The following is a 25917-nucleotide window of genomic DNA, read 5'->3' as shown; positions in this document are numbered from 1 at the left end:
TTTGTACAAGCAACAGCCAGTACCCATTCAAAATGGCGCAGCTCATTTTACGAAAAAGATAATAACAAGCTAAACGTAGGTGACCCATCATGAAATTTATTCCACCGCAGTTATTTTTAACCTATATCGCCGTATGTGACACGGGCAGTTTTACCCGCGCAGCAGAAAGAATTCATAACTCTCAGTCGACCATTAGCCAACAGATAAACCGTCTCGAGTCTATGCTCGGCAGCACGCTACTAATGCGCACGCCGCAAAAGGTGACATTAACGGAGCAAGGGGAGTTTGTTCTGCGGTATGCCCATAAAATTATCGACTTGAACACCTCTATGGTCGATAACTTTCATGAGAAATCAGAGCAAAACATCATCAAGATAGGCGTGCCTGACGACCTGTCGGTTGACGTGACTAAGGCCATTGTTCAGTTTCAGCATAACTACAATATCTTGTTTGAATTTACCTCAGGCCTGAGCAACAGCCTGTATCAAGCCTATCAAGCGGGCCAATACGATCTCATTTTGGTCAAGCAGCCCATACTCGGTAATGCCTACGCCTATCGCAGAGAGCCGCTATTATGGCTCGACAGCGCGGCGCATCCCACCTTTAATAGCAAGATGATCCCGCTAGTGCTATTTCCCACGGGAGCCTTGTATCGCGAGCATATACTCAACTCTATGGATCAATTAGGTTACTGCAGCAAAATTAACTACTGCAGCAGTAACTTATCGGCCATTATTACCGCTTCATCTATCGGTTTTGGCATCACCCTGTTGCCCGAAACCTGCAAAACCGCCGAACATAGCGTCATCGATGAGCTGCAAACCTATGCCCCACCCAACGACTTTTATTTAGCCTTATATGTTAATAATACGCATGACATGATTGTGACTAAGATAGCCGATGAGATAATCAATACCTTTAACTTAAAGCACCATAAAACCTATTAATTGAGCTAGATGATGACCCAGATAACCCTTGCTCAACCGATTTATGAGCTGTTAATACACCACGGTTCAATAACCACAAGGGTGCATTCGGTGTTTAACGCCGCCTGCAATCTGCAAAGCCCTTATGGTTTGATATCCCTGCTGACGCAACCCAAAAAGATGAACCCCAGTGCCATCTTATTGCCGCAAGCAATCAATTTTAAATCGCTCAGTGTCGATACTAAGGTGGAGCTAAGTTGCAGCCATAACACCTGCATAGACCCTGCTTTATCAGCGTTGAGGGGCAATATCGATGATCTGTTCTTACATATCAACTTAGGCACAGGCACAAACATTGTCAGTGAACAGATTGAACGCTTTATTCCCAGCTTGCCCGCGGCGTTACCCAGAACGCTTGGCCTTCAATCAAACATTCAATCCCATATCGCTGATTTTTTACAGCGCAATCAAAAGCCGCTGGGGATCTATCCCCTACTTTGTCAGCAGCCTCAGCTCAATATCGTCACTCATCTAGTGTATCAACCTAAGATGATGGCTGAGTATATAACCCCGCATCTGCAAGGGTTTATCGCCAATCTAAGTCAGCACAACCCAACGATTGCGCTTAAATCCATTATCGGCTTTGGTGCCGGACTTACCCCTTCGATGGACGATCTACTGGTGGGTTTACTCTCCTGGCTCGACTTTAGCCAGCACCCTTACTTTTATCCGCTGGCCCACGCGGTACAAGCTAATGCGGCGCAAACCACAGATGTCAGTCAGGCCATGTTAATGCACGCCACGCTCAAGCAATATAACCAAGAGATCGTCGAGCTGTATGCCTGTTTAAATCAGTCTCATAAGTCAGATGATATGCTCGATAACGCGTTCAACGAGGTTCTCAATGAGGTTATCGCCTATGGCCACTCTTCGGGCCACGATACCCTGTGTGGTATCTACTTGGGCTTAACTCTCTTTGGTGATGTGCCAATAGACTGATTGCACAAGGCTGCTTGCTAAGATGAAGGACTGATGACTGATGTGCAGTGCTAAAGTGACCTACTCGTAGCATGTAAGGCAAAGCTAATGGGTGACAACTATCCTGACTCCGGCAGGTAAACTTAAAGCACAGTTTTTTAACTGAAAATAAAAAAGCCTCATTATTGAGGCTTTTAAGGTTTAGATGAAAAGAGTGCAGAGGATCAATAATACTCGACCGTTTCACCCAAGGTGATGCGCGTACCTGAGCGCCCAGCAATAACTGCGGGTAACTCATCTAAGGCGCCAATGGCGGCGTCGCCCAACCCCTTCGAGACAAATTTACACACGGCGTCAATTTTAGGTCCCATAGAGCCAGCCGGGAAATGGTATTTATCGAGCTCTTCAGGGGTGATATTTTTAATCGCCTGCTGATTGGCTTTGCCATAATTCAGGTAAACCGCGCCATCGGTTAAAATAATAAACAGATCCGCCTGAATCTGCTCGGCAAGTAACTCGGCCGTTAAGTCTTTATCGATAACACATTCAACGCCAACCAGATTACCATTGTCAGCCTTAAATACTGGAATACCGCCCCCACCACAGGCGATCACTGTGTTACCATTTTCAAGCAGGCTACTGATCTGCTTAGATTCGACAATATCTTGCGGCATAGGCGATGACACGACGCGGCGATAGTAATCACCATCTTTCTTATAAATCGCCGACGGATTGCCAATATTAACTCGCTCGATCTCATCTTCGTTATAGACAGGCCCAACAAATTTAGTCGGATCATTAAAGGCTGGATCGTCAATATCGACGCAAGTTTGGGTCAAAATAGTAGTGATATCTAATTTGTTGTCGCTGTTAAACAACTCCTGCTGCAACATGTAGCCGACCATGCCGCAGGTTTCTGCGCCCAATACATCCATTGGGTAAGCGGTGACCGCACTATTAATTTTTTGATATTCACAATTTTGCTCGATCAGCAGCCCCACTTGTGGACCATTACCATGAACAATCACCACATCATGCTCTCTAGCAATAGCCGCAATCGATGCCGCTGCCTTTTTAATATTATGACGAAGATTGGTCGCGGTGAGCGGTTGACCACGCTCTAGCAGCGCATTACCGCCAAGGGCTAATACAATTCTCATGGGGAACCTCAATATTTATTTTATATACAATGACGAATAAATAATCACATTATTGCGACATGGGTAAGAAGGAAAAAATTAAAAACAGTAACAATAAAAAGGTCGACCCATTTATTTATCTTTAAAACGCATTTAAATAGAGTCGACCTTTATGTTCACACCATCATTAATCGTAATTATGAAATATTATTAGCAAAGGTGATAATCGCTTTTTCAAAGCATTCAACAGGCGGGTTAGTAATACCACAACCTATCATACCAATGCCGGGCTCTTTATGAGCAATCGCAGTATTAATAATAGGTAAAATACCCGTTTCCATCACTTTACGAATATCGATACCCGATGAGATACCTTTAAAGTTTAATAATGGAATGGTGACATTCGGATTTTTAGCGGTAGTGATCTCATCCATCTGGATAGAATAATCGATCGCCTCATTTACCGTGCCGCCTACCAGCGCCACAATCGCAGGGGCGGTCGCCATGGCAAACCCACCAATACCATAGGTTTCGGTGATCGCACTGTCACCTATATCTAAACCCGAGTCTTCAGGCTTAAAGCCCGCAAACAATGGACCGATAACCTTTTGAGCAGGCCCAGTAAACCAGGTAAAGCCACCCATACCGCTGACACGAATACCAAACTCGACGCCGTTACGTGCCATGGTCGTAACCAAGGTACTATTTTCGACCCCATGACCAGCATCGAGGGCACACTTACACATCGCCATCCATGTTGGGCCAGAGAAGTAATCGCTTGATGCAATAAAATCAAACACTTCACGCTTTTCTTTGATGGTGAAATCGGTTTCTAAAATCAACGGTGTCAATGCCTGTGATAACAAGGCAGTACCAGCGTTATTACGGTTATGACATTCATCCCCCATATGCAGGGCTTGGGCGAGCATTAAGCGCAAGTCGATAGGCTCCGCTTTGTCCATGGCCGCTTTTAACATTGGGCCTAATACGTCGCGCATCCAGATTAAGCGCTCGACCACGCTTTCATCGTTAGCGCCCATACGTAAAATTTTCGCCATCTGCTCACTGAGGTTGGTATAGGCGATATTGCCGTAGGTCATGTTTTTGACCACGTGCATATACATAGACGCCGACGTCACACCGGCCATAGAGCCGACGCAATCGTGCTCGTGACATGGCGAGAAGGTGATCTCACCCGATGCTGCTAATTTAAACGCTTCATCAAGGTTAGCCGCCAAGCCTTCAAACACCAGTGCGCCAGTCACTGCGCCGCGCATTGGGCCATTCATATCATCCCAACATACTGGTGGGCCGGCATGTAAAATGGTGGTTTTGGTCATGCCTGGAACCACATCAATCGCTCTTTCATAACCCATTAACACAGGGTGTGATTTAATAATACGATTAACCGCCTCTTCGTTGGCCGCCTCAATTTTTTCTGCTATCTCTGGCTGCGCCAATTTATCGAGCGCCGCAATCACCTTGGTATTACCACCAGCAATGGGTTGCCAATTGACCTGAGTTACTGGCGCTTGCTGCTTGCTGATATCGTCTTTAAAGAACTCAAGGCCCACATTAATCACGTTTAAGTTTGAAAATAGTTCTGTCATCTTACTCATGGTTATTCTCCCTTGCTCACAAACCCGCTTGCCAATAGCCCGGTGTTTTGACTGCTACTTGAAATGGTGACCCCCGCCGAGGCGAGTTTATCGACTTGCTCACTCAGTTTTGGCGTGTCTAAATCGGTACCTAGCACGTAACCTAAGATCTCTAAGTGCTGACCACGCGCCGCCGCTTTTTGCTTGGCTTCAATAATGGCTGGTAAAGTGACGCCAACAGGATCTTGATGTGAGCCATAGCCGATCACGAAATCGAGAATGATCACCCCTACTTCTGGGTCATCTGCTTCTTTAAGCAGACGTTCGATACGCGATGATGGATCGATCATCGGATGTGGACGCCCATTGGTAAAATCATCGTCACCAAAGTCGATAAAGGTGTGCTGCTGGCTAACATTAATGTCCGCCAAGCGCTGCTCTGGTTTCTTGGCGATATTGCTATACGCCTGACGGTGAGTCTCACGTACCAGCATCATGGTTTCTTCACATAAGGTGCCACCGCAGAATAAGCCACGAATGTACTTTTGCTCAGGTGCTAACTTGGCTTTAATCTCTTCAATTAGCGGTAAGTTTAAGGCACGCTTATTGATGCTGCTCTCATCGACTCCGGCTAACACAACTGCTTGTAACGCGGCTTCTTTAGTGGTTTTAGCAAAGTGAGCACCTGCCGCAACCACTGGCCCTTCTTCTCCACCTAATAGGCAAACTACCACAGGTTTACTGAAGCTCTGCACCAGTTCAAGCACCTTAGCCTCAACGCTTTTCGCCGCAGGTTTAGAAACAATTAAGATCACCTCGGTAGCAGGGTCGGCTTCTAGTGCACGCAATCCATCGAGCATCATGATGCCACCCACTTCGGCGCTTAAGTCACGCCCGCCGGTGCCTAACAGCTGTGAAATGCCGCCGCCAAAGTCATGAATGCGCGCCGCCACTTCTTGGCTACCTGTGCCAGATGCGCCAACGATACCAATATTGCCAGGGCGAACCTTGTTGGCGAAACACAGGCCAACATGATTGATAATGGCGGTGCCGCAATCTGGGCCCATCATTAATAAGCCTTTTTCGTGTGCAAGGGTCTTAAGCTCGACCTCATCGGCCACTGACACGTTGTCGCTAAACATCAATACGTGTAAGTCGTTATTCAGCGCCGCAAGCGCTTCGCGCTTAGCAAACTCACCGGGAACAGAGATCACCGCTAGGTTGGCATCAGGGGCGTGCTTTAACGCACTTTTTAAAGTGACATGTTTTTTCTCACTGGCACCTAAACCCGTCGCCGCTTTGTCATCGCCTTTTAGGAGTACTTCGACTTCGGCAAGCGCCGCTTCGCACACTTCGTCGGTGGCAGCTTTCACCACGATAAATAGATCACCGCTGTTGGCAGATTGAACTTCGGGTAATAATAGACCGACGTTGGCTAATACCCCTTTATTCATATCGGTTGCCATGGCAACAAATGCCTGTTCAACATCGTTAATTTCATTAACTTTGGTCGTTAATGCCATTAATGAAACCGAATCGAAATAGGTATTCTTTTTTACAATTAATTTTACGACCATATTAGCCTCTACTATATTTCAACAAAAAAGGTGTAATAGCCTATGTAATAGTTGATTTGACATCACAACCACTATTACACCTATGGTGAATGTATCTTTATTTAAAAGAGTTAGTAACTACAAAACTTTATCTAATGGTTGAATTAAACTCAGCCGCTCGCTTAATTAAACATTCCTAAAAAGGACATCTAGTTAAGTATTATTTATTGAGCAAATCATGTTTAATCTCAATTAGTTCATTGCTGTCATCACAAACTTCAATCGCTTGATTAATTACCGTAACGGCTTGTTCAATCTGCCCCATTATTTCTAATGATTTAGCTTTATGCTGATAATAAAGCCCATTACGATTATCGTGTTTAATGGCATTATCTATGGCAACAATGGCCTCATTATGTAGACCCAATGAACGCAGGCTATTAGCCTGATGGAATGAATAATCATAACGATGGGGCTGTTGCGACAGTAATTGAGTCATCGCAGCGACCGCTTCTTTATGCATGCCTAGTTCACGTAAATAGTTCGACTTGTGGTACAGCACAAACGGTGACGCTGGTTGTGCTGCAATGCCGTTATCAAATTCAGCCAGTGCAAGCTGAGGTTGTTTCGCCAGTCGATAGCTATTAGCGATATACAGATAGAACTGCGCTTTATTGTCACTCAGTGCCAAGCCTTGACGGTAGGCGATTATCGCCTCCTCAAAGCGCGCTAATTCAGTGAGCACATAACCACAGTAGTAGAAATAATCTGCTGGGTTGGCAAAGTCATGGCGATTACCAGTTAATATAGCCAGCGCCGTTTGGTACTCAAACTGACGAATATGCTGTTTAACCAAACGCAGTGACGCACTATAAGCTTGCTTAACCTGCTCGTTTTGAGTCATCAAAGCGACCACATTGCTCTGGCCCTGGGCTTTAGCGTGATCAAGCGCGCTCAATCCATCGCGGTCTTGAAGGTGAATGTCGGCGCCAGCGTCGAGTAACACCTCAATCACATCGGCATATAAATACCCACCGTCACCTAAAATTACCGCTTCTAACAAGGCCGACCACCCTAGCTTATTAGCGTGATTGACCGGGATCCCCGCATCCAAACTCACCTGTACCGTACGTAGAAAACCTTTTTCGCTCGAGGGCAACAGTGGTGTGCCGCCAAAACGGTTAACACTAGTGACATCGGCGCCATGGGCTAAGGTCAGCGATAAGAGTGCGTGAAAACCATTAGCACCAGCACACAAATAGGGCGTCAGCTGATTCACATCGCGAGCATTCACATCGGCGCCATGCTCAATAAGCACTTTAGCTAGCGCCAAGTTGTTTTGCTGTACCGCAATCATCAAGGCAGTGCAGCCGTTTTCATCTCGGGTATCCACATCAACCTGCTGGGTTAAATACGCTACCACATCATCGATTCGATTATGGCTTACTAGCTGATGCAGCGACATAGGGGCATTTGTACTCATGTTCACTCCTTAAGCGGCTTCAGTTGCTTCAGTTACTGGGGTCGCAGGCACAGGCTTGCTTAAAGGTTCTTTAGCACTCTCTTTAAGGTTGTAAAAATGTTTAACCCCAAACAGACCGGCCATCATTAAGTAGGAGTAGACATACATCATCGACTCAGGCTGAGCAAAGCCAACCCCATTGGCATGGATAAATCCAACCAACGCTAGACCTGCGGCAACTAAGGCGGCAACTACGGCGCGCAGCGGAGTATTATTGATAGCAAAGACCACCATACAACCCCATAGTAAGCTCGCAAGTGGTGCACCATTACCTAAGCCAACCATGCCTTGGTAATAGATACCTTTTGCCGCTAATGCCTCAATACCTACGTCATAAGCATTGGTACCGGCTGTCGCCAAGGTGTTTTTGAACAGGGTTAATGCCCAGTAGCCAATCCAAGGGAACAAACAAACAAAGATGGCAGGCACTTCCAATTTAGGCGTTTCACGCACTACTTGGTTAGCTGTGACAATACCGATGTAGACTAAGATTGGCGCAATGGCGGCTCCTGGAATCAAGCTCAGTAGCAGCGCACCTAAACCAAACAGACACACTAAGAACATGATCACGCCATTAAATAGGGTGTAACCTATGCTCGCGCCCATCTCTTTATACGCCGCATGGCCCACATACACAGTCACAGGGAAAGGGTTACCCATGAAGGCACCGAGCATAGATGCACAGCCGTTAACCATCATAATTTTGCGTGTCGGGTAAGAGTCACCAGCAGCATCGGCACTTTCGATATTCTCAAGGTCGAATACATAGTTAGCTAAACCCAGCGGTACAGCTGATGCCAAGTAAGGTAAGGCATGAGGTACGCCTTCCATAAAGCTGTCAATGTGCAGCTGTGGAGGGTTAAAGCCCGCATCCGATAGCGAAGCAATAATTGCATCGGGTGACTGCAAACCAAACATCCAAGCCAGCACAGTACCGACAATGATCAGTAATAGCCCAGTTGGGATCTTAGGAAACAGCGGCTTTTTACCAAACCAGTTGATAAAAATAAGCCCCAGCACGACGAACGACACTACAGGCGTTGAAAACGCTTGCAGCATAGGGTTGAGCGCCAACAGTGTGAGGCCTAATCCCGCCAAACAAGACAGCAGTACGGTGCGAGGCACGATACGACGGATAGTGTCACCAAAGAATGAGCCGACGAGTAAGATCATCGCCTCGACAAAACACCAAACTAATGCGATTTGAATAGCAAATGCCGCATCTTTGGTTGTGTGATAAACCGGCATAATCACCAGAAAAGTCACGGTGAAAATAGACGGTGCACTCGGACCAGATGGCAGTGCGGTCACATCATCACGACCGGTTTCTTTTTTTAACTTATACGCAAACCAAGCATAAAATATACTGGCACACATCACTGCCAGACCAAACGCCGGGGCGACCTGCCCCATAACAAATTCTTTAGGTAAACCGACGACAAAAAGCAACAAGCCCATCATAGTCAGTAAATTGGTTAAATTATTGGTAAATAAGCCAAAGAAGGCGGCCCAATCACCTTTGCGCCATACATCACTTATGTCCATATCGCTGTCCTATTGTGATTTAATTATTTAACTTGAGTTAATAACGAACACCCCAAAGTTAACAAAATTATGACGACACAATAAATTAGGAAACTAAATGGCCTAGATTAGCTTTAGCGATACCCACAGAAAAACCAACAAACCGAGATCATTTATTTAACAAAATAAGATCAACTAGATAACGCAAGATAAGGTTAGGGTTAAATAATGTGACCCGCTTCACCCTTAAACTGGCGCCTCCCCCTTGCTGGTAATAAAACAAAGCATGACCTATATCACATTGCTATTTTTTGATTGTTGCGCAGCATAACCTTGATACCCATTCAAATAACAAGCTTATGTAAATACAACGATGATATTGATACGAGCAACCACAACCGAAAATCTATAGCGGAGACTTTTATAAGAGAACCACTAGCTGAGCACACCACCCTAGGCAACAAGATAACTAGCTGTAATTAAAGGCAATAACCTGATACTGGTAAGATCGATGGTAGATGGTAGATGGTAGATGGTAGATGGTAGATGGTAGATGGTAGATGGTAGATGGTAGATGGTAGATGGTAGTGACGATAAGTTTGATCTGGATAAAAAATGTTTATTCACTTTTTACTGCAATCTACATTGATTGCAATCTAGTACTACAGGCTGATATTGCTCACTCGAATGTTCACCGTTTAAATAGTATTTAGCCTATTTTGCCTTTGGCGAGCAAAATAGACTAAATAGTAAAGTCAGCTCACCGCTGCGCTAGCCGACGAAGTACACCACCCCTTGCAAACCCAAAAACGCAAAGGCGCCCGCTAAGACATCATCAATCATGATGCCAACACCGCCATGCACCTTGGCATCCAGCCATTTGATCGGCCATGGCTTAAGGATGTCGAAAAAGCGAAACAGCACAAATCCCAGCAGCAACCATTCCCAGCCTGCGGGCGCAGTAGCCAGGGTGATTAACATACCGACAATTTCATCCCACACGATGGCGCCGTGATCATGCACCCGCATATCTTTAGAGGCTTTATCACAAATATAAAACCCCACCAGCATCAATAGCAGCGTCACACCAAGATACCAAGGTAACGAGAGGTAGCTCATCAGCAAGTAGAGCGGAATGGCCACCAAACTACCATAGGTTCCCGGCGCTTTTGCTAGCAGACCCGAGCCAAAGCCCAACGCCAAAAAGTGGATAGGATTAGTCAGAGAGAGTCTGCGCAGCAGTGGATCGGTCGAGCGTAACTTCATGATGTAAAATGCTCAAAACTAAAATTGGTTGGCTTAAATGTGGCGCCCTCTTTCATCAAACGCAGTTTGTTGCCTGTGGCGATCTGGCCGATTTTAGCAAAAGAGACCCCGGCATGAGCCAGTGACGTTTCTAGGGCGCCGCGCTGTGATTCTGGCACGGTAAAGAGTAATTCATAATCTTCCCCGCCCGTCAGGGCATAGCTAAGCGCTTGCTCATACTCAACTGACTCCCTCATGGCTGCCGACAGCGGTAGCTGATCGACATCGACGATCGCCCCCACGTTAGAGTGTTTGAGGATGTGGCCGATATCGGACACCAAACCATCGGATAGATCGATGGCGCTCGAGGCGAGATTCCGCAGCGATTGCCCCGCCAAAACTCTTGGTGTTGGGTAATAATGACGTTGAATTAAATACTGCGCGGCATCGCCACTCAGCGTTTGCTCGCCCCGTAAAATGGCTAAGCCTAACGCAGAGTCTCCTAAGGTGCCGGTCACATAGATCCAATCGCCATTTTTAGCACCGCTGCGGGTTAACGCTTTGCCTTTAGGGACTTGGCCATTAATGGTGATGGTGATGGATTTCGGGCCACGCGTGGTGTCGCCCCCCACTAACGCCACGCCATAATACTGGGCAGCATCACTTAAGCCTTCACTAAACGCATCGAGCCAAGCTTCATCTATGCTGGGTAAAGTAATAGCCAAGGTCATCCATGCTGGCTCGGCGCCCATGGCGGCTAAGTCAGATAGATTAACGGCAACCGATTTATACCCTAGGGCCTTGGCAGGCATGTCAGCTAAGAAATGGACATTTTCAACGAGAGTATCGCATGAGATAGCGATAGATTTATGTTCGGCTGGATTAACTAAGGCACAGTCATCGCCGACACTTAATACTACGTCGCGGCGAGCTTGACCGCGCTCAGCAAAAAAACGCTCAATTACGTTAAACTCTTTCACAGTTTGACAACCATTATAAAGTTAATGTGTTGGCCCACATCCATCAGGGCAACACCTAAGACATTGATTTTTTAATACTTAGTAGTTGTTCGGGCTCAATACGTTAGTGCATGGCTATGGTATGAGGCTTAAAGGCTAAGCCAAACACTCATCACAGCGCTATTGCAGTTTTACAATCGCTATGGCATCGTAACTTAGCAGGTATTAGGCTCTTGTAGGCTATGAGCTGTGGATGACTCAAGGTCATCGGCACACCTTGCCAACCCCCCCCATAATCGGCGGCTGAAACAAGCATAAAAAATCAACAATTCCTAGCGATGATAACAAAAAAAACGGCATCCTAGGATACCGTTTCGACTATCACTTTCTACCGACTATCTTATCGAGAATGCCATTAACAAACTTATGACCATCTTCGGCACCAAAGGCCTTAGCTAGCTCAATCGCTTCGTTAATCGCAACCTTAAAAGGCACGTCTTTGCGGAAAGTCAGCTCATACGTCGCCAGACGTAATACCGCTTTTTCGATAGGTGAAACCTCATCGAACGGACGCTCAATATGAGGGGTAATTAACTCATCTAACTGGGCGCACTTTATGGTGGTTCCCGATAGCAATTCACGAAAATAGCTAACATCGACACCATCGATTTTTTGCTCAGTGAGGAATTCATGCTCCACATCGGCAACATTATTTCCGCTTAGCTGCCATGAATAGATAGCTTGTAACGCTAGACGGCGGGCTTTACGGCGCTCTGAAGGTTTCATTCTTGTTCCTAATCTTACAACTGCTGTTCTAGTTCTTGCAGAACATTGACCATTTCAAGCAAACTAAGAGCCGCTTCGCCGCCCTTATTACCTGCTTTAGTACCTGAGCGCTCAATGGCTTGCTCAATGGTATCTGTGGTCAACACACCAAATGAAACAGGAAGATCAAACTCAAGCGCAACCTGAGCCAAACCTTTGTTACATTCGCCTGCAACAAAATCAAAATGGGGAGTACCACCACGGATCACCGCGCCTAGCGCAATGATACCGTCAAATTTACCGCTTGCTGCCACACGACGAGCCGCTAGAGGCAACTCTACAGCGCCAGGCACACGTACAATCGTGATATTGTCATCTGCAACTTGACCAAAGCGCTTTAGCGTATCTAACGCGCCATCAAGCAAACTCTCAACAACAAAGCTGTTGAAGCGTGAGATCACGATGGCAACTTTGGCATTTTTCGATTCGATATTACCTTGAACTACGTTCATTTATCTTACCTAAATTAGCTTTAACAAACCCGGCACGGGAAAAAAGAGGCCGTATAATACCACAGCACACGACGTTGATCCCCATGCAATTTAAACCAAATGAGTGAATTTACTCACATGAGTATTAATCAGCAATATATTCAGTGACTTCTAACCCAAAGCCCGACAGCGAATGGTAACGCTTTGGCGAACTCAGCAGGCGCATTGTGGTGACGCCCACATCGGCCAAGATTTGCGAGCCGATACCCACTTGGCGTGAGGTGCCTTGCCATTGGGCTGGGGCTGCAGCTTCGCCTTTGTCCTGAGCTTCAAATGCCTTGACCTTGGCCAAAATTTCACTGCGGTGCTCTTGATGCCCCAGTAAGACTAATACGCCGCCTTCATCGGCAATACGTGCCATGGCTTTTTCGAGTGGCCAGCTGCGTTTTTCATCGCGCTCAGAATGAAGTAAATCATTAAAGGTATTTTGCAGGTGTACCCGCACTAAGCTGTTTGGCTTAACATCACCTTTGATTAAGGCATAGTTGAGTTGGTTGTCTATGGTGTCACGGTAGGTGATCATCTCAAACTCACCAAAACGGGTTGGCAATTTGCACTTAGCCTCGCGCACCACTGTGGTCTCTTTGGTATTACGGTATTCAATTAAATCAGCAATGGTGCCTATTTTTAGGCCATGCTTTTCGGCAAAAATCTCAAGATCGGGACGACGCGCCATGGTGCCATCGTCATTCAGGATTTCAACGATAACAGCTGAAGGCTCTAAACCTGCAAGACGGGCAATATCACAGCCCGCTTCGGTGTGACCTGCGCGCACTAAAACGCCCCCTTCTTGGGCCATCAGCGGGAAAATATGCCCTGGCTGCACAATATCGGTTGGCTTAGCATCTTTCGCCACAGCCGCTTTCACGGTCACGGCTCTATCTTGGGCAGAAATACCGGTTGTCACCCCTTCAGCAGCTTCAATCGACACGGTAAAGTTAGTCGAAAATTGCGCGTTATTGTTGGTAACCATCAAGGGTAAATTCAGCTGTTGACAGCGGGCTTTCGTCATGGTTTGGCAAATTAAACCACGTCCAAATGTCGCCATAAAGTTGATCGCCTCAGGGGTGACAAGATCTGCCGCCATGATAAGATCGCCTTCGTTTTCTCTATCTTCGTCATCCATCAAGATAACCATCTTGCCTAAACGAATATCTTCGATAATCGCTTCTATGCTATGTAGTGCCATTGTTAGACCTTGAAATGTTCTTCTAGTAATAAATATTTAATCTGCTATTGGTTGGCAATGCCAGCCTCTATCTTAAAAAGCCTGAGCGAGCTAACAGATCCAGCGTCACTTCTGGGGCTTTGCTAACATTTTCATCTGCATTGTGCTCCGAATACGTCATTAAACGCTCTAAATGACGTGCGATCAGATCCACCTCGATATTAACGCTATCGCCGGCTTTTAAGTTAATCAGGGTGGTTTCACCCGCGGTATGCGGCACTATGGTTAAGCGAAAGCGTTCGCCTTGCACCTCATTCACCGTCAGGCTAACGCCATCGATGGTAATGGAGCCTTTATGGGCGATGTAGCGCGCCAAACCTTGAGGCGGCGTTAACCAAAATTCGATAGCCTTACCACGGTATTGCCTATCGTCGACGTAAGCGACGCCATCGACATGACCGCTCACCATATGACCCCCTAAGCGTGTGGTCGGTGTGACAGCTTTTTCTAAATTAACCGCTTGCCCCACTTGATAATGAGCAAAGCCTGTCAGTGACACTGTCTCGGCAGAGATATCGGCAACATAACCGTCGCTTAAGCATTCCACCACGGTGAGACACACGCCATTGGTGGCAATACTGTCACCGAGTTTGACATCACTTAAGTCCAGCTTACCACTGGCCACGGTGAGACGAATATCGTCGCCACGGCGCTCAATTTTTCTTAGATTTCCTACTGACTCAATGATCCCAGTAAACATCTTTACCTACTTAGTTGCTCTGCACTTTAACAGGAGTGTGCACATAAATTAAATGTAAAACGCGTATCGTCACCGAGCTTACGCTCATCAGTTAACACTAACTTAGGCAGTTGCGTCATCTGAGTATAGTCGGGTAACTGGAGTAAATTACGCCCGTGGCTGCCAAGCAATTTAGGCGCTTGGTATAAGACCAATTCATCGGCCAGTTGCTGTGCCATAAAAGCCCCCGCCAAGGTGGCGCCAGCTTCGACCATCACGCTATTGCACGTTTGCCCTAGATGCGCCAGCAATGCAGCGAGCGGCACGCGCCCCTCTTGGGCGTCAAGCTGTAAATGGCTCAAATGTTGTGGCCAGAAGGCCTGTACCGACGGGCTGTAAGGCGTACAAGACACCAATAAGACAGGTGATGGGATGGCCAATAATTTTGCTTGGCTCCCTAAGCGCGCCTGACTATCGAGCACCACCCGCAATGGCTGCTTTAACAGCTCAGCAGGCAGAGAATCGGCTAGGCTGCCAAGCTCTTGATGGCGCACATTCATGCTGGGATCATCTTGCAATACGCTATCGATGCCGGTTATCACCGCACAATGACGCGCGCGCATTCGCTGCACATCGCGACGGGCATTAGCGCCCGTTATCCACTTCGATGTGCCATTGGACAGCGCCGTTTTACCGTCTAAACTGGCGGCCAACTTAATGCTCACCCAAGGCAATCCTGTCGCCATACGCTTCATAAAGCCTTGATTCAGCGCGGCCGCCTCATCACGCAGTAGTTCGATATCGACCTCAATGCCGGCTTGCTGCAGCATCTTGATACCACGTCCAGACACCTGCGGATTAGGGTCGGTTACCGCTACCACCACCCGCGCCACTTGCGCATCGATCAACGCCTGTGCACACGGCGGGGTGCGGCCATAGTGGCTACACGGCTCTAGAGTGACATAAGCGGTTGCCCCTTGGGCTTGCTCGCCAGCCATGCGCAGTGCATGCACTTCGGCATGGGGGCCGCCCGCGGCAATATGATAACCTTCGCCGACCACCTTGCCCGCCAGGGTGATAACACAGCCCACGCTCGGGTTAGGTCGAGTGGTATAGCGCCCTTTACGCGCTAACTTGATGGCTTTTGCCATCATTTCAATGTCAAATTTTGACCACGCCATGTGCCATATCCATGCAATCTAATGATTAAAAATCGGTTTATTTGGTCGACTTAGGACTCTGCAGTTTCGCAATGGCGTCACCAAACTCGGACACATCTTCAAAGGCGCGATACACAGAAGCGAAGCGGATATAGGCGACTTTATCGAGGTGGACCAAGTGGTCCATCATCAAATTACCTATCATCTCAGAGGTGACTTCGCGCTCACCGGTGGCGCGCAGCGTCGACTTTATCTTACTTAGTGCCTGCTCAATTTCATCCATAGATACCGGACGTTTCTCGACTGCGCGTAACATGCCGCCCCGCAGCTTTTCTTCATCGAACGGCTGGCGACTACCGTCTTGCTTAACCACTCGCGGCATTACTAACTCGGCGCCTTCAAAAGTGGTGAATCTTTCATGGCACTCTAAGCATTCACGGCGACGGCGAACCTGATGACCATCGGCAACCAAGCGAGAATCGATCACCTTAGTATCGGTTGCGCTGCAAAACGGACAATACATTGAGCCTCCAGCATAAAAGCACTTAAATAGATCGGTTGGCATGCATAAAAAAGCCAACTGAGAGATACAAAAATGGCCGCTATCATAGCGGCCATCGAAGTTTACCTGATTTAACCCTTAAGGTTAACCGTAAACAGGGAACTTAGCGCACAAATCAAGGACCTGGTTTTTCACCCGCTCGATAGTGGCTTCGTTGTTGATGTCATCAAGCACATCACACATCCAGTTAGTTAACTCAACCGCTTGCGCTTCTTTGAAACCACGACGCGTGATCGCTGGCGAGCCGATACGCAGACCCGAGGTCACAAAAGGTGAGCGAGGATCGTTAGGCACTGAGTTTTTGTTCACTGTGATGTTGGCACGGCCAAGTGCAGCATCAGCGTCTTTACCTGTGATATCTTTGGCAATCAAATCAAGCAGGAATAAGTGGTTGTCGGTACCGCCAGACACTACATCATAACCGCGCTGGATAAAGGTGTTTGCCATCGCTTTGGCGTTAACAACCACTTGCTCTTGGTACGTTTTAAACTCAGGCTCTAATGCTTCTTTAAACGCCACCGCTTTAGCCGCGATAACGTGCATCAATGGGCCACCTTGGCCACCTGGGAATACCGCTGAGTTTAGCTTCTTGTAAATATCTTCATCATCACAGGCCGACAAGATCAAGCCGCCACGTGGGCCAGCCAGAGTCTTATGGGTTGTGGTGGTCACCACGTGTGCATGTGGCAGTGGATTAGGGTAGATACCCGCAGCCACTAGACCTGCAACGTGCGCCATATCGACAAACAGGTAAGCACCGACTTTGTCTGCGATTTCGCGGAACTTGCCCCAATCGATAATACCAGAGTAGGCACTGAAACCGGCGATAATCATCTTAGGTTGATGCTCAACGGCAAGGCGCTCAACTTCGGCGTAATCAATCTTACCAGTGGTTTCGTCGATACCGTACTGCACGGCATTGTACAATTTACCCGAGAAGCTCACGTGAGAGCCATGGGTCAAGTGACCACCGTGGGCAAGGCTCATCCCCAAAACGGTATCGCCGCCTTGAAGTAGCGCCATAAATACCGCTGAGTTAGCTTGTGAACCAGAGTGAGGCTGAACGTTGGCGTAAGTGGCACCAAATAGCTCTTTGGCGCGAGAGATAGCGAGTTCTTCTGCGATATCCACATACTCACAACCACCATAGTAACGCTTACCCGGGTAACCTTCGGCATACTTGTTAGTCAGCTGAGAACCTTGCGCTTCTAATACACGAGGACTGGTGTAGTTTTCAGAGGCGATAAGCTCGACGTGCTCTTCTTGGCGACGAGTTTCATCTTGGATCGCTTGAAACAGTTGTGGATCGAAGTCCGCAATATTCATCTCTTTTTTCAGCATTGGTCACTCCAGCTGTTAAAGTCTTATTTAAGTAGGGTTGCGCGGTATTCTACAGTGCAATTGATCACAATCCCAGCATTAGCAACATGAAATTAGCCGTAATTCAGGCTTAGAAATATTCATCTAAGTGCCCCACAGCAGCCAACGCCATAAGCGAGTCATTGTTTGGCAAGCGGATTCTGTTACAAGCCATAAAAGTGACTGTTTACAGCACTTTGATAAAAAACACTGTTTTCGTTTTAGGATAAACCTTGGGTGGCATAAACCGAAAAGTCAGCCCAAAAGCAATTGATGCACACGCCGCCGGCGCCCATCTTCTAAAATACGATTTAAGTTCATACACGATTGCAGTAGAATTGGCGCCATTGTTTTGTCGGAGAGTAAATTTGTTATGGCACAATTTGTTTATAGCATGCTACGAGTGGGCAAAATTGTCCCACCTAAAAAGCAGATCCTAAAAGATATTTCCTTAAGCTTTTTTCCTGGCGCCAAGATTGGTGTATTGGGTCTCAACGGCTCAGGTAAATCGACCCTACTGCGCATTATGGCCGGCCTCGATACCGACATTGAGGGTGAAGCCCGCCCCATGCAGGACCTTAAAATCGGTTACCTGCCCCAAGAGCCGAAGCTGGATGAACAGCAAACCGTACGTGAAGCGATTGAAGAAGCGGTCAGCGAGGCGAAAAATGCCCTTGCTCGCTTAGATGAAGTCTATGCGCTGTACGCCGAGCCCGATGCCGACTTTGATGCGTTGGCCAAAGAACAAGGCCGCCTCGAAGCCATTATTCAAGCGCAAGACGCTCACAACCTCGATAACATCTTAGAGCGCGCCGCAGATGCGCTGCGCCTACCAGATTGGGACACTAAAATTGAAGTCTTATCTGGGGGTGAACGTCGCCGTGTGGCCTTGTGTCGTTTACTGCTCGAAAAACCCGATATGTTGCTGCTCGATGAGCCGACCAACCATTTGGATGCCGAGTCAGTTGCTTGGCTAGAGCGCTTCTTACAAGATTACACTGGCACCGTTGTGGCTATTACCCACGATAGGTACTTCCTCGACAACGCTGCTGGTTGGATCTTAGAGCTTGACCGTGGTGAAGGGATCCCTTGGGAAGGCAACTACTCTTCTTGGCTTGAGCAAAAAGATGCCCGCCTTAAACAAGAGTCGGCCACCGAAAACGCCCGCCAAAAAACCATTGCCAAAGAACTTGAATGGGTTCGCCAGGGGGCTAAAGGCCGTCAATCTAAGGGCAAGGCCCGTATGGCGCGTTTTGAAGAGCTTAATACTAACGATTACCAAAAGCGTAATGAGACTAACGAACTCTTTATTCCACCTGGACCCCGTTTGGGTGACAAGGTCATTGAAGTTAACAACCTGACCAAGTCTTATGGCGATCGCGTCCTTATCGACAATTTAAGCTTCTCAGTGCCTAAAGGCGCTATCGTGGGTATTATCGGTGCCAACGGCGCGGGTAAATCGACCCTGTTTAAGATGCTTACCGGCGCCGAGCAGCCTGATAGTGGCAGCATAGAAATTGGTGAGTCGGTGAAGATTGCCTCGGTCGATCAGTTCCGTGATTCGATGAATGATAAAAATACCGTTTGGCAAGAGATCTCTGGCGGCCAAGATATCATGCGGATCAACAACACCGAAATCCCAAGTCGCGCCTATGTGGGTCGCTTTAACTTCCGTGGTGGCGATCAGCAAAAAATTATCGGCAGCCTCTCGGGTGGTGAGCGTAACCGAGTTCATTTAGCCAAACTGTTGCAAGCGGGCGGCAACGTACTGTTACTCGATGAACCCACCAACGATTTAGACGTCGAAACCTTACGCGCCTTGGAAGAAGCCCTGCTTGAATTCCCAGGTTGCGCCATGGTTATCTCCCATGACCGTTGGTTCCTCGACAGAATCGCTACCCATATTTTAGATTATCGCGACGAAGGCCAAGTGAACTTCTACGAAGGTAACTACACCGAGTACACCACGTGGTTAAAAGAGACCTTAGGCACTGAGGCCATCGAGCCTCATCGCCTAAAATACAAGCGTATCAGCTGATCTCATTGACGTTCAAAATCGCCAGGCTTGATGCTGGCGAGCTCAGGTAAATTGATAACGGCTAAAGCGACCAAACGGAGACCCTAGGGTCTCCGTTTTCTATTAAAGGAGCTTATTTTAAATGACGTGTGTTTGAGGCTGAAGTTTAGAACAGGCTTAAACGAGTTGAGTTTCATCAGGTCTCAGGCAACTCCCCTGATCCTCATCGCCCCAGCGTCGCCTACAAAAACACACAGCAATGCAAAATAGTGCTAACATCTCTGGCAACAACTCACAGCCACAAACCGAGAATTCGCGCGCTCAATACGTCCAAAACCCCGCGAGCGCCGACAGAATAAAAGAGAGAGACCTTTGAAGCCCCTGCAATCTATCCATTTGTTTTGGCTGTTATTACTCAGTAACAGTTCGCTTGCTACTCCACAGGCGCAAGATAATACGCCTATCCATGATGGCCCCTATGTGTTTATCGAACCAGGGGCTGCCCAGCCGCAAACGGCGCACTGGATCTGCCACAATCAATTAGCTCAAACCCCAATTAAGCAAGCCAAGCTGCGCCGCCCCAGTGATTGCGCCCAATTGCCTGAGCCCACACTGAATCCCCATGCGACAGCGCTGTTACCCGATACTTATGAAGGGGTAAACAAAGTTATTGCCCTGAGCGATGTTCACGGTCAATACGATGTACTGATTAACTTGCTGCGTCGTCATAAGATTATCGATAATCAGCAGCGCTGGGCCGCAGGAGATGCGCACTTGGTGATGACAGGCGATATGTTTGACCGTGGCCATCAGGTTAATGAAGTATTGTGGTTTATGTATCAACTTGACCAGCAAGCCCAAGCGGCCGGTGGCCAACTGCATCTGTTAATGGGCAATCACGAACAGATGGTGATGCGCGGTGACCTCCGCTATGTGCATCCGCGCTATCACACCGCCAGCGAACAACTGGGGCGCAGTTATGATGCACTCTATGCTAATGACACAGTACTAGGCCAATGGCTTAGAAGTAAGCACACCATAGTCAAAATTAATGACACGCTATTTTTACACGGTGGCATAAGCCAAGAGTGGATCGATCGTAAATTAACCTTAAGCCGTGCCAATGCCTTATATCGACAACATATCGATACGTCTAAGCCCGAACTGAAGCAAGATGATTTGCTTAACTTTTTATTTTTCGGCAATGGTCCCACTTGGTACCGTGGCTACTTTAAAGCTAACTTTAATCAGCAGGAGCTAGACAACATCTTGGCTTACTTTCAAGTAAAGCGGATTGTGGTGGGCCATACCTCGCAATCACAAGTGTTAGGCCTGTTTGATAACCAAGTGATCGCGGTCGATAGTAGCATCAAGCTAGGTGAGTCGGGTGAACTGCTGATTATCGAGGATAATCAATTAATCCGTGGCCACTATGATGGCGCGCGTTCAATATTGTAACTGTACCTTACCTCTAGCAAGCCACTGTGAGTAAAACGGTTAATGGGTATGATAAAAGAGTGGTTTATCTGCCGTTAGGCATTACAGATTAATACGCCATACCGCTGTCAATGACAGCGGTATGGCTGGTCAAGCTAGACTGAAAAACCTTCCCCTAGCCTAAAGCTTTAGTCCCTTGTTGCTGAGCCTCGATAGCCTGCCGTAACTGCGCCTCGACAAAACCTGGTGAAGTCGTGTGCCCCGAGATTAAGCGGTACATCGCAGGGATCACCAGCAGGGTGATAAAGGTGGCGAAAGCCATACCGAAAAACACCACAGTCCCCACCGCAATGCGGCTCTCGGCCCCAGCACCAGTAGACATAATTAAAGGAACAGCACCAATTAAGGTGGTAAATGCGGTCATTAAGATTGGCCGTAAGCGCCGGGCTGATGCATCGATAATCGCTTGCTCAATATCGCTACCACGATCCCGAAGTTGGTTGGCGAACTCCACGATCAAGATACCGTTTTTGGTCACCATACCGATCAACATGATCATGCCAATTTGGCTATAAATATTCAGCCCTTGGCCCGTAAGGTATAACCCGAGGAAGCCACCAAATACCCCCATAGGCACAGTAAACATCACCACCAGTGGATTAATAAAGCTCTCAAATTGCGCCGCCAATACCAGATAGGCCACCAGCAAGGCTAATGCGAACACTATCATCACACTGCTTTGATTCTCTTTAAAATCTTTCGACTCGCCAGTATAACTCACCGAAATGTCACTGGGTAAATGTTCAATCGCCTTGGCATCAAGAAAGTCCAGCGCTTCGCCTAAGGTGTAACCTTCACCTAAACTGGCTTTAAGGGTGATCGACTTCTGCTTATTGTTATGGCTCAGTTTGTGAGCCGAAGCCACCTCGTCAATATGAGTAATAGCATCGAGCGAGATAAGTTCGCCTTTAGCAGAACGCATATAGATTTGACTCAGATCGGCCATGCTATTAAAGCTATCTTCATTGCCTCGAAGATAAACATCATACTCCTCACCGCGATCGATAAAGGTGGTTTCGCTGCGCCCACCCAGCATCACCTCTAGTGTTTGCGACACTTGAGCGACGCTAACGCCCAATTGCGCGGCGCGAACTCTGTCAACGGTGACCAACAACTCAGGCGTCGTTTGCGCATAGTCTAAGTCAACGCCCTCGAGCATTGGCGACAATTGAGCCTCCTGCTGCATAATACTGGCCCACTTAAACAACTCATCATAATCGGCGCCGCCAAGCACAAATTGTACCGGCTCACTGGATTTACCACGAAACCCGGGCAAGAGCGGATACACCATCACATCGGGGATCCCTTTTAATGCTTTAGCGACCACAGCCAATGCTTGCTGCGCATTAACGCTGCGATCTTGCCAATCTTCCAACTGTATGATCACAAAGCCAGTTTTATCACCCGCTCGGCCGCCAAAGGCGGGGGCTTGGATGCTAAATGACTTAATAATACCCTCACCTAACAGCGGCATTAACCGTTGCTCAACAATATCAACATTGGCAGTCATGCGATTATAACTGGTGCCCTCAGCGCCTTTAATAAAAGCAAAAATAACGCCGCGATCTTCTTGTGGCGCCAATTGTGCCGGTACCTGTTGCAACAATAGACCGCTACCAATAATGCACGCTAAGATAACCAGCGGAGCGCCAGCACGCCACTTAACAGCTTGAGCAACCCAGTGGCGATAGTGCTGCTCTAATCGGCTAAAGAGCCTGTCCATGAAACGATTAAAGCCGTTAGGTTTGACGTTGGCTTTAAGCATTTTACTGCCCAGCACTGGCGTCAATGTGAGCGCCACGATGGACGAGAAGATCACCGACATCGCAAGCATCACCGAAAATTCGGTAAATAAGCGCCCGACCATGCCATCCATAAAAGAGATAGGCAAAAACACCATGACTAATACCGCCGTCGTCGCCACCACAGCAAACCCCACCTCTTGAGCCCCTTTATAAGCCGCAAGCAGTGGCGGTTCGCCTTTTTCGATGTGATGGAAAATGTTTTCCACCACCACGATGGCATCATCAACCACTAAGCCGATTGAGAGGATCAGCGCCATCAAGGTCAGTAAGTTAATCGAAAAGCCAAAGTAGTGCGTCGCGATGAAAGAAGAGATCAGCGATACTGGCACTGTCACAGCGGGAATAAGCGTGGCTCGCTCCTGGCCAATAAAGATATACAGCACCAGTACCACCAGCGCGCCGGTAATGTACAAGGTGGTATATACCTCACTGATGGAGCGATCGATAAAGATGGTGGAGTCATAATCGACCACCAATTGCGTCCCTTGAGGTAAAAACTGTTGCAGCTTATCAACTTCAAGATGCACTTTTTTAGCAACATCGAGTGGGTTGGCATCTGACTGCGCCACTATGCCTAAGCTAAGGTTAGGAACGCCGTCACTCTTAAAGGTGGAGTTTTCATTTTCGGCGCCAATAAACACCGAAGCCACATCTTTAAGGTAAATAGGAGTGCCGTCGCTTGCCGTACGCACTAACAGGTAGTCAAAATCTTCTGGCTGATGATACAGGCGAGCGGTACGAACCGTCATGACGGTGACATCATTGCGCACCTCTCCCCCTGGACTTTCAATATTTTCATTACGCAGCGCACTAATAATATCGCTGGTGGTGACATTACGCCCAGCCATCTGCTCAGGATTAAGCTGCACATACATTACTTTGTATAATCCACCAGAAAGGGTGATGGAACTGACACCACTGATCAGGCTAAATCTGTCTTCGAGCACCCGCTGCGCGTAATCGGTCAGCTGAGTACGGTCCATGGTCGATGAGCTTAAATTAATGTAAACCGAAGGCTCACCCGAGCCATTGTCTTTAGATACAATAGGGTCGTTTGCTTCTTCAGGCAGGCGGCGCTGAGCACGGGCCACCGCATCACGTACATCACTGACCCCTTCGGTCAGATCCCAATCAAGCTCGAACGTCACGGTAATACGTGACATGCCATTACGCGTGGTGGAGGTGATCTCATCGATACCACTGATCCCAGTAAGCTCATCTTCGAGCACTGTGGTTATCTGGCTTTCCATAATGGTCGCTGAGGCACCTTCATAGGTGGTCATCACAGTTACCACAGGGCTTTCAACGTCGGGCATCTCCCGCACTGCCAACTTAGCAAAAGAGACCATACCGAACACGCATAATAGCAAGCTCAGAACGATAGCAACCACCGGGCGTTTAACCGAGACATCAGACAATAACATTAGCCACGCCCTCCTTGAGCTGCAGGCGTGGCACTCATATCATCACTGCTGGCCAAGGCCTCCTGAGGGCTTAAATTGGCTGGGGCAACTTCTTCAATTTTCAGGCCATCACGCATATTGACTAGCCCCTGCACCACTATCTTATCGCCGCGATTAACGCCGTCACTTATCAACACTTTATCGTCAATACGTGCACCTAAGGTAACTTGTGTTCGCCGCGCAACATTGTCACTGTCGATAACATAAACAAAACGCTTAGTGCCTGAATATTCCAATGCTTGCACTGGCACGACTGGTTGTTTAACGGGTGAGAAACCAATATTGGCTGACATCAACATACCCGGTTTTAACTTCTGCTGTGGGTTGTCGAAATTGACCCGCACCTTAAGGTTTAGGGTCTCTGGGTTGATGCGCGCATCGATTGCCACTACGTGGCCCACAAAGCGCTCATCTGGCCAAGCTCGACTCGTTGCGGTGACCGACATGCCGAGTTGTAAACGTGACAAATAGAGTTCGGGGACTTGAATATCCAGTCGCATTGAAGCCAGATCATCTAAGCTGAGCAGCTCGCTGCCCACACTGACCATCTTACCAACACTAAAATCCACCAGCCCGGCCGTCCCCGAAAAAGGTGCGCTGATCAGGTGAAAATCCAGCTCGGCTTGCGCCGCTTGCAAACGTGCCAAGGCGATATCGACACTGGCTTTTTGGGCATCGATTTCGGTTTGAGTAATAGCGTTATTACCAATAAGCTTTTGGAACTCGGTTAACTTGCGTTGTTCATCTTGAAAATAGGCTTGCGCCTGAGCCACATTGGCTTTAGCTCGGGTGTGTTCGAGCACCACTAAGGTCTGACCCGCGACTATTGCTTGGTTAGCATCCACATTAATGCGAGTGATTTTTCCTGCCACTTCAGCGGCTATTTGCACCGAGCGATTAGCTTCAAGTTTGCCAACCAGTGACAGATGCTGGCTCAACTTCTGCTCGGTAACGACTGATGTCACCACAGGAATGACTCGCGATTTTTTAACCCCTTTATCGCGGCTTCCACCAGCTTGAGCAGCTTGGTTTGAATGAGATATAAATTGAAAAATTAGAGCGGCAGATAAACTTAAAATAATAATCGTACTGGTAGTTAAACGCGGTTTTTTCATTATTGATTATTCGTCGATTAAAAAGGCCATTGGAGAGTGGCCGTCATTTTAAAGGCAAATCATCGCTTATAGGGTAAATCAGTGTAAATACAAGCAAATTAGCGCCGAAAAGCAACACGAAAACAACATAAAAGCACAACTGACAACTTAAACGGTACTCAATCAAAACAAGCGAACAAATATCACACAAAAATCACTTAATCCCGCTCACGCTATCGTCATGGTTAATATCTCTGGCGATGGCAACCGTAAATGACAAATAACAGATA

At 47.7% G+C, this 25917-nt stretch carries 20 protein-coding genes; 4 read left to right on the top strand and 16 right to left on the bottom strand.

Annotation, left to right across the window (positions count from 1 at the left end; genetic code table 11):
* The first annotated feature begins 89 nt into the window (after positions 1 to 89).
* Both AC5YBX_RS04765 and AC5YBX_RS04760 read left to right on the top strand, forming a co-directional pair.
* On the top strand, positions 90 to 947 hold the full coding sequence (locus AC5YBX_RS04765; protein WP_494524442.1) for a LysR family transcriptional regulator: 858 nt from the start codon (positions 90 to 92) through the stop codon (positions 945 to 947).
* A 9-nt stretch (positions 948 to 956) separates the two neighbouring features.
* Positions 957 to 1925 (top strand): oxamate carbamoyltransferase subunit AllH family protein, encoded by a 969-nt coding sequence (locus AC5YBX_RS04760; RefSeq protein WP_494524441.1) that lies wholly within the window; start codon positions 957 to 959, stop codon positions 1923 to 1925.
* A gap of 203 nt (positions 1926 to 2128) precedes the next feature.
* Here the strand turns inward: AC5YBX_RS04760 and AC5YBX_RS04755 are convergent, their stop codons facing one another.
* The 14 genes from AC5YBX_RS04755 to glyA all read right to left on the bottom strand — a co-directional run bounded on the left by AC5YBX_RS04755 (position 2129) and on the right by glyA (position 17733).
* Positions 2129 to 3064: a carbamate kinase gene (locus AC5YBX_RS04755; RefSeq protein ID WP_494519787.1), complete on the bottom strand. Its 936-nt coding sequence runs from the start codon at positions 3062 to 3064 to the stop codon at positions 2129 to 2131.
* A 176-nt stretch (positions 3065 to 3240) separates the two neighbouring features.
* The gene (locus tag AC5YBX_RS04750; RefSeq protein WP_494519788.1) at positions 3241 to 4662 is read right to left on the bottom strand and encodes a YlbE family protein; all 1422 of its coding nucleotides are present in this window, start codon (positions 4660 to 4662) and stop codon (positions 3241 to 3243) included.
* A 2-nt stretch (positions 4663 to 4664) separates the two neighbouring features.
* A complete protein-coding gene (gene fdrA, locus AC5YBX_RS04745; RefSeq protein ID WP_494519789.1) occupies positions 4665 to 6218 on the bottom strand; it encodes an acyl-CoA synthetase FdrA in 1554 nt (517 codons plus the stop codon).
* Between the two features lie 199 nt (positions 6219 to 6417).
* A complete protein-coding gene (locus AC5YBX_RS04740) occupies positions 6418 to 7680 on the bottom strand; it encodes an ankyrin repeat domain-containing protein (RefSeq protein ID WP_494519790.1) in 1263 nt (420 codons plus the stop codon).
* A 9-nt stretch (positions 7681 to 7689) separates the two neighbouring features.
* A complete protein-coding gene (locus AC5YBX_RS04735; RefSeq protein ID WP_494519791.1) occupies positions 7690 to 9264 on the bottom strand; it encodes a hypothetical protein in 1575 nt (524 codons plus the stop codon).
* A gap of 750 nt (positions 9265 to 10014) precedes the next feature.
* Positions 10015 to 10509, bottom strand: coding sequence for a phosphatidylglycerophosphatase A family protein (locus tag AC5YBX_RS04730; RefSeq protein ID WP_494524440.1), 495 nt, complete (start codon positions 10507 to 10509; stop codon positions 10015 to 10017).
* The gene (thiL, locus tag AC5YBX_RS04725) at positions 10506 to 11468 is read right to left on the bottom strand and encodes a thiamine-phosphate kinase (protein ID WP_494524439.1); all 963 of its coding nucleotides are present in this window, start codon (positions 11466 to 11468) and stop codon (positions 10506 to 10508) included. The genes AC5YBX_RS04730 and thiL overlap by 4 nt, the downstream gene beginning before the upstream one ends.
* Before the next feature lie 360 nt (positions 11469 to 11828).
* Complete coding sequence (nusB, locus tag AC5YBX_RS04720; RefSeq protein ID WP_119977396.1) at positions 11829 to 12233, bottom strand: transcription antitermination factor NusB; 405 nt, start codon at positions 12231 to 12233, stop codon at positions 11829 to 11831.
* A gap of 14 nt (positions 12234 to 12247) precedes the next feature.
* Positions 12248 to 12724, bottom strand: coding sequence for a 6,7-dimethyl-8-ribityllumazine synthase (gene ribH, locus AC5YBX_RS04715; protein ID WP_494524438.1), 477 nt, complete (start codon positions 12722 to 12724; stop codon positions 12248 to 12250).
* 124 nt (positions 12725 to 12848) lie between these two features.
* Positions 12849 to 13952: a bifunctional 3,4-dihydroxy-2-butanone-4-phosphate synthase/GTP cyclohydrolase II gene (gene ribBA / locus AC5YBX_RS04710; RefSeq protein ID WP_494524437.1), complete on the bottom strand. Its 1104-nt coding sequence runs from the start codon at positions 13950 to 13952 to the stop codon at positions 12849 to 12851.
* Between the two features lie 67 nt (positions 13953 to 14019).
* Complete coding sequence (locus AC5YBX_RS04705) at positions 14020 to 14691, bottom strand: riboflavin synthase (protein ID WP_494524436.1); 672 nt, start codon at positions 14689 to 14691, stop codon at positions 14020 to 14022.
* Between the two features lie 26 nt (positions 14692 to 14717).
* Entirely contained in the window at positions 14718 to 15851 is a 1134-nt protein-coding gene (gene ribD, locus AC5YBX_RS04700; RefSeq protein ID WP_494524435.1) for a bifunctional diaminohydroxyphosphoribosylaminopyrimidine deaminase/5-amino-6-(5-phosphoribosylamino)uracil reductase RibD, read from the bottom strand.
* A 37-nt stretch (positions 15852 to 15888) separates the two neighbouring features.
* The gene (gene nrdR, locus AC5YBX_RS04695) at positions 15889 to 16353 is read right to left on the bottom strand and encodes a transcriptional regulator NrdR (RefSeq protein WP_494519795.1); all 465 of its coding nucleotides are present in this window, start codon (positions 16351 to 16353) and stop codon (positions 15889 to 15891) included.
* Between the two features lie 123 nt (positions 16354 to 16476).
* On the bottom strand, positions 16477 to 17733 hold the full coding sequence (gene glyA / locus AC5YBX_RS04690; protein ID WP_494524434.1) for a serine hydroxymethyltransferase: 1257 nt from the start codon (positions 17731 to 17733) through the stop codon (positions 16477 to 16479).
* A 391-nt stretch (positions 17734 to 18124) separates the two neighbouring features.
* Between glyA and ettA the strand changes: the two genes are divergently transcribed.
* Together ettA and AC5YBX_RS04680 are read left to right on the top strand one after the other, a co-directional pair.
* Positions 18125 to 19789: an energy-dependent translational throttle protein EttA gene (ettA, locus tag AC5YBX_RS04685; protein ID WP_494519796.1), complete on the top strand. Its 1665-nt coding sequence runs from the start codon at positions 18125 to 18127 to the stop codon at positions 19787 to 19789.
* Positions 19790 to 20140: 351 nt separating this feature from the next.
* A complete protein-coding gene (locus tag AC5YBX_RS04680) occupies positions 20141 to 21226 on the top strand; it encodes a metallophosphoesterase (protein WP_494524433.1) in 1086 nt (361 codons plus the stop codon).
* 154 nt (positions 21227 to 21380) lie between these two features.
* Here AC5YBX_RS04680 and AC5YBX_RS04675 read toward each other — a convergent pair whose 3' ends face one another.
* A complete protein-coding gene (locus AC5YBX_RS04675) occupies positions 21381 to 24494 on the bottom strand; it encodes a multidrug efflux RND transporter permease subunit (protein WP_494524432.1) in 3114 nt (1037 codons plus the stop codon).
* Positions 24494 to 25648, bottom strand: a complete 1155-nt coding sequence (locus AC5YBX_RS04670; protein ID WP_494524431.1) for an efflux RND transporter periplasmic adaptor subunit — start codon at positions 25646 to 25648, stop codon at positions 24494 to 24496. The genes AC5YBX_RS04675 and AC5YBX_RS04670 overlap by 1 nt, the downstream gene beginning before the upstream one ends.
* Positions 25649 to 25917 lie beyond the last annotated feature (269 nt).

Source organism: Shewanella sp. 492 (genome assembly GCF_059338445.1).
This window is presented reverse-complemented; position numbering and strand designations above follow the sequence as displayed.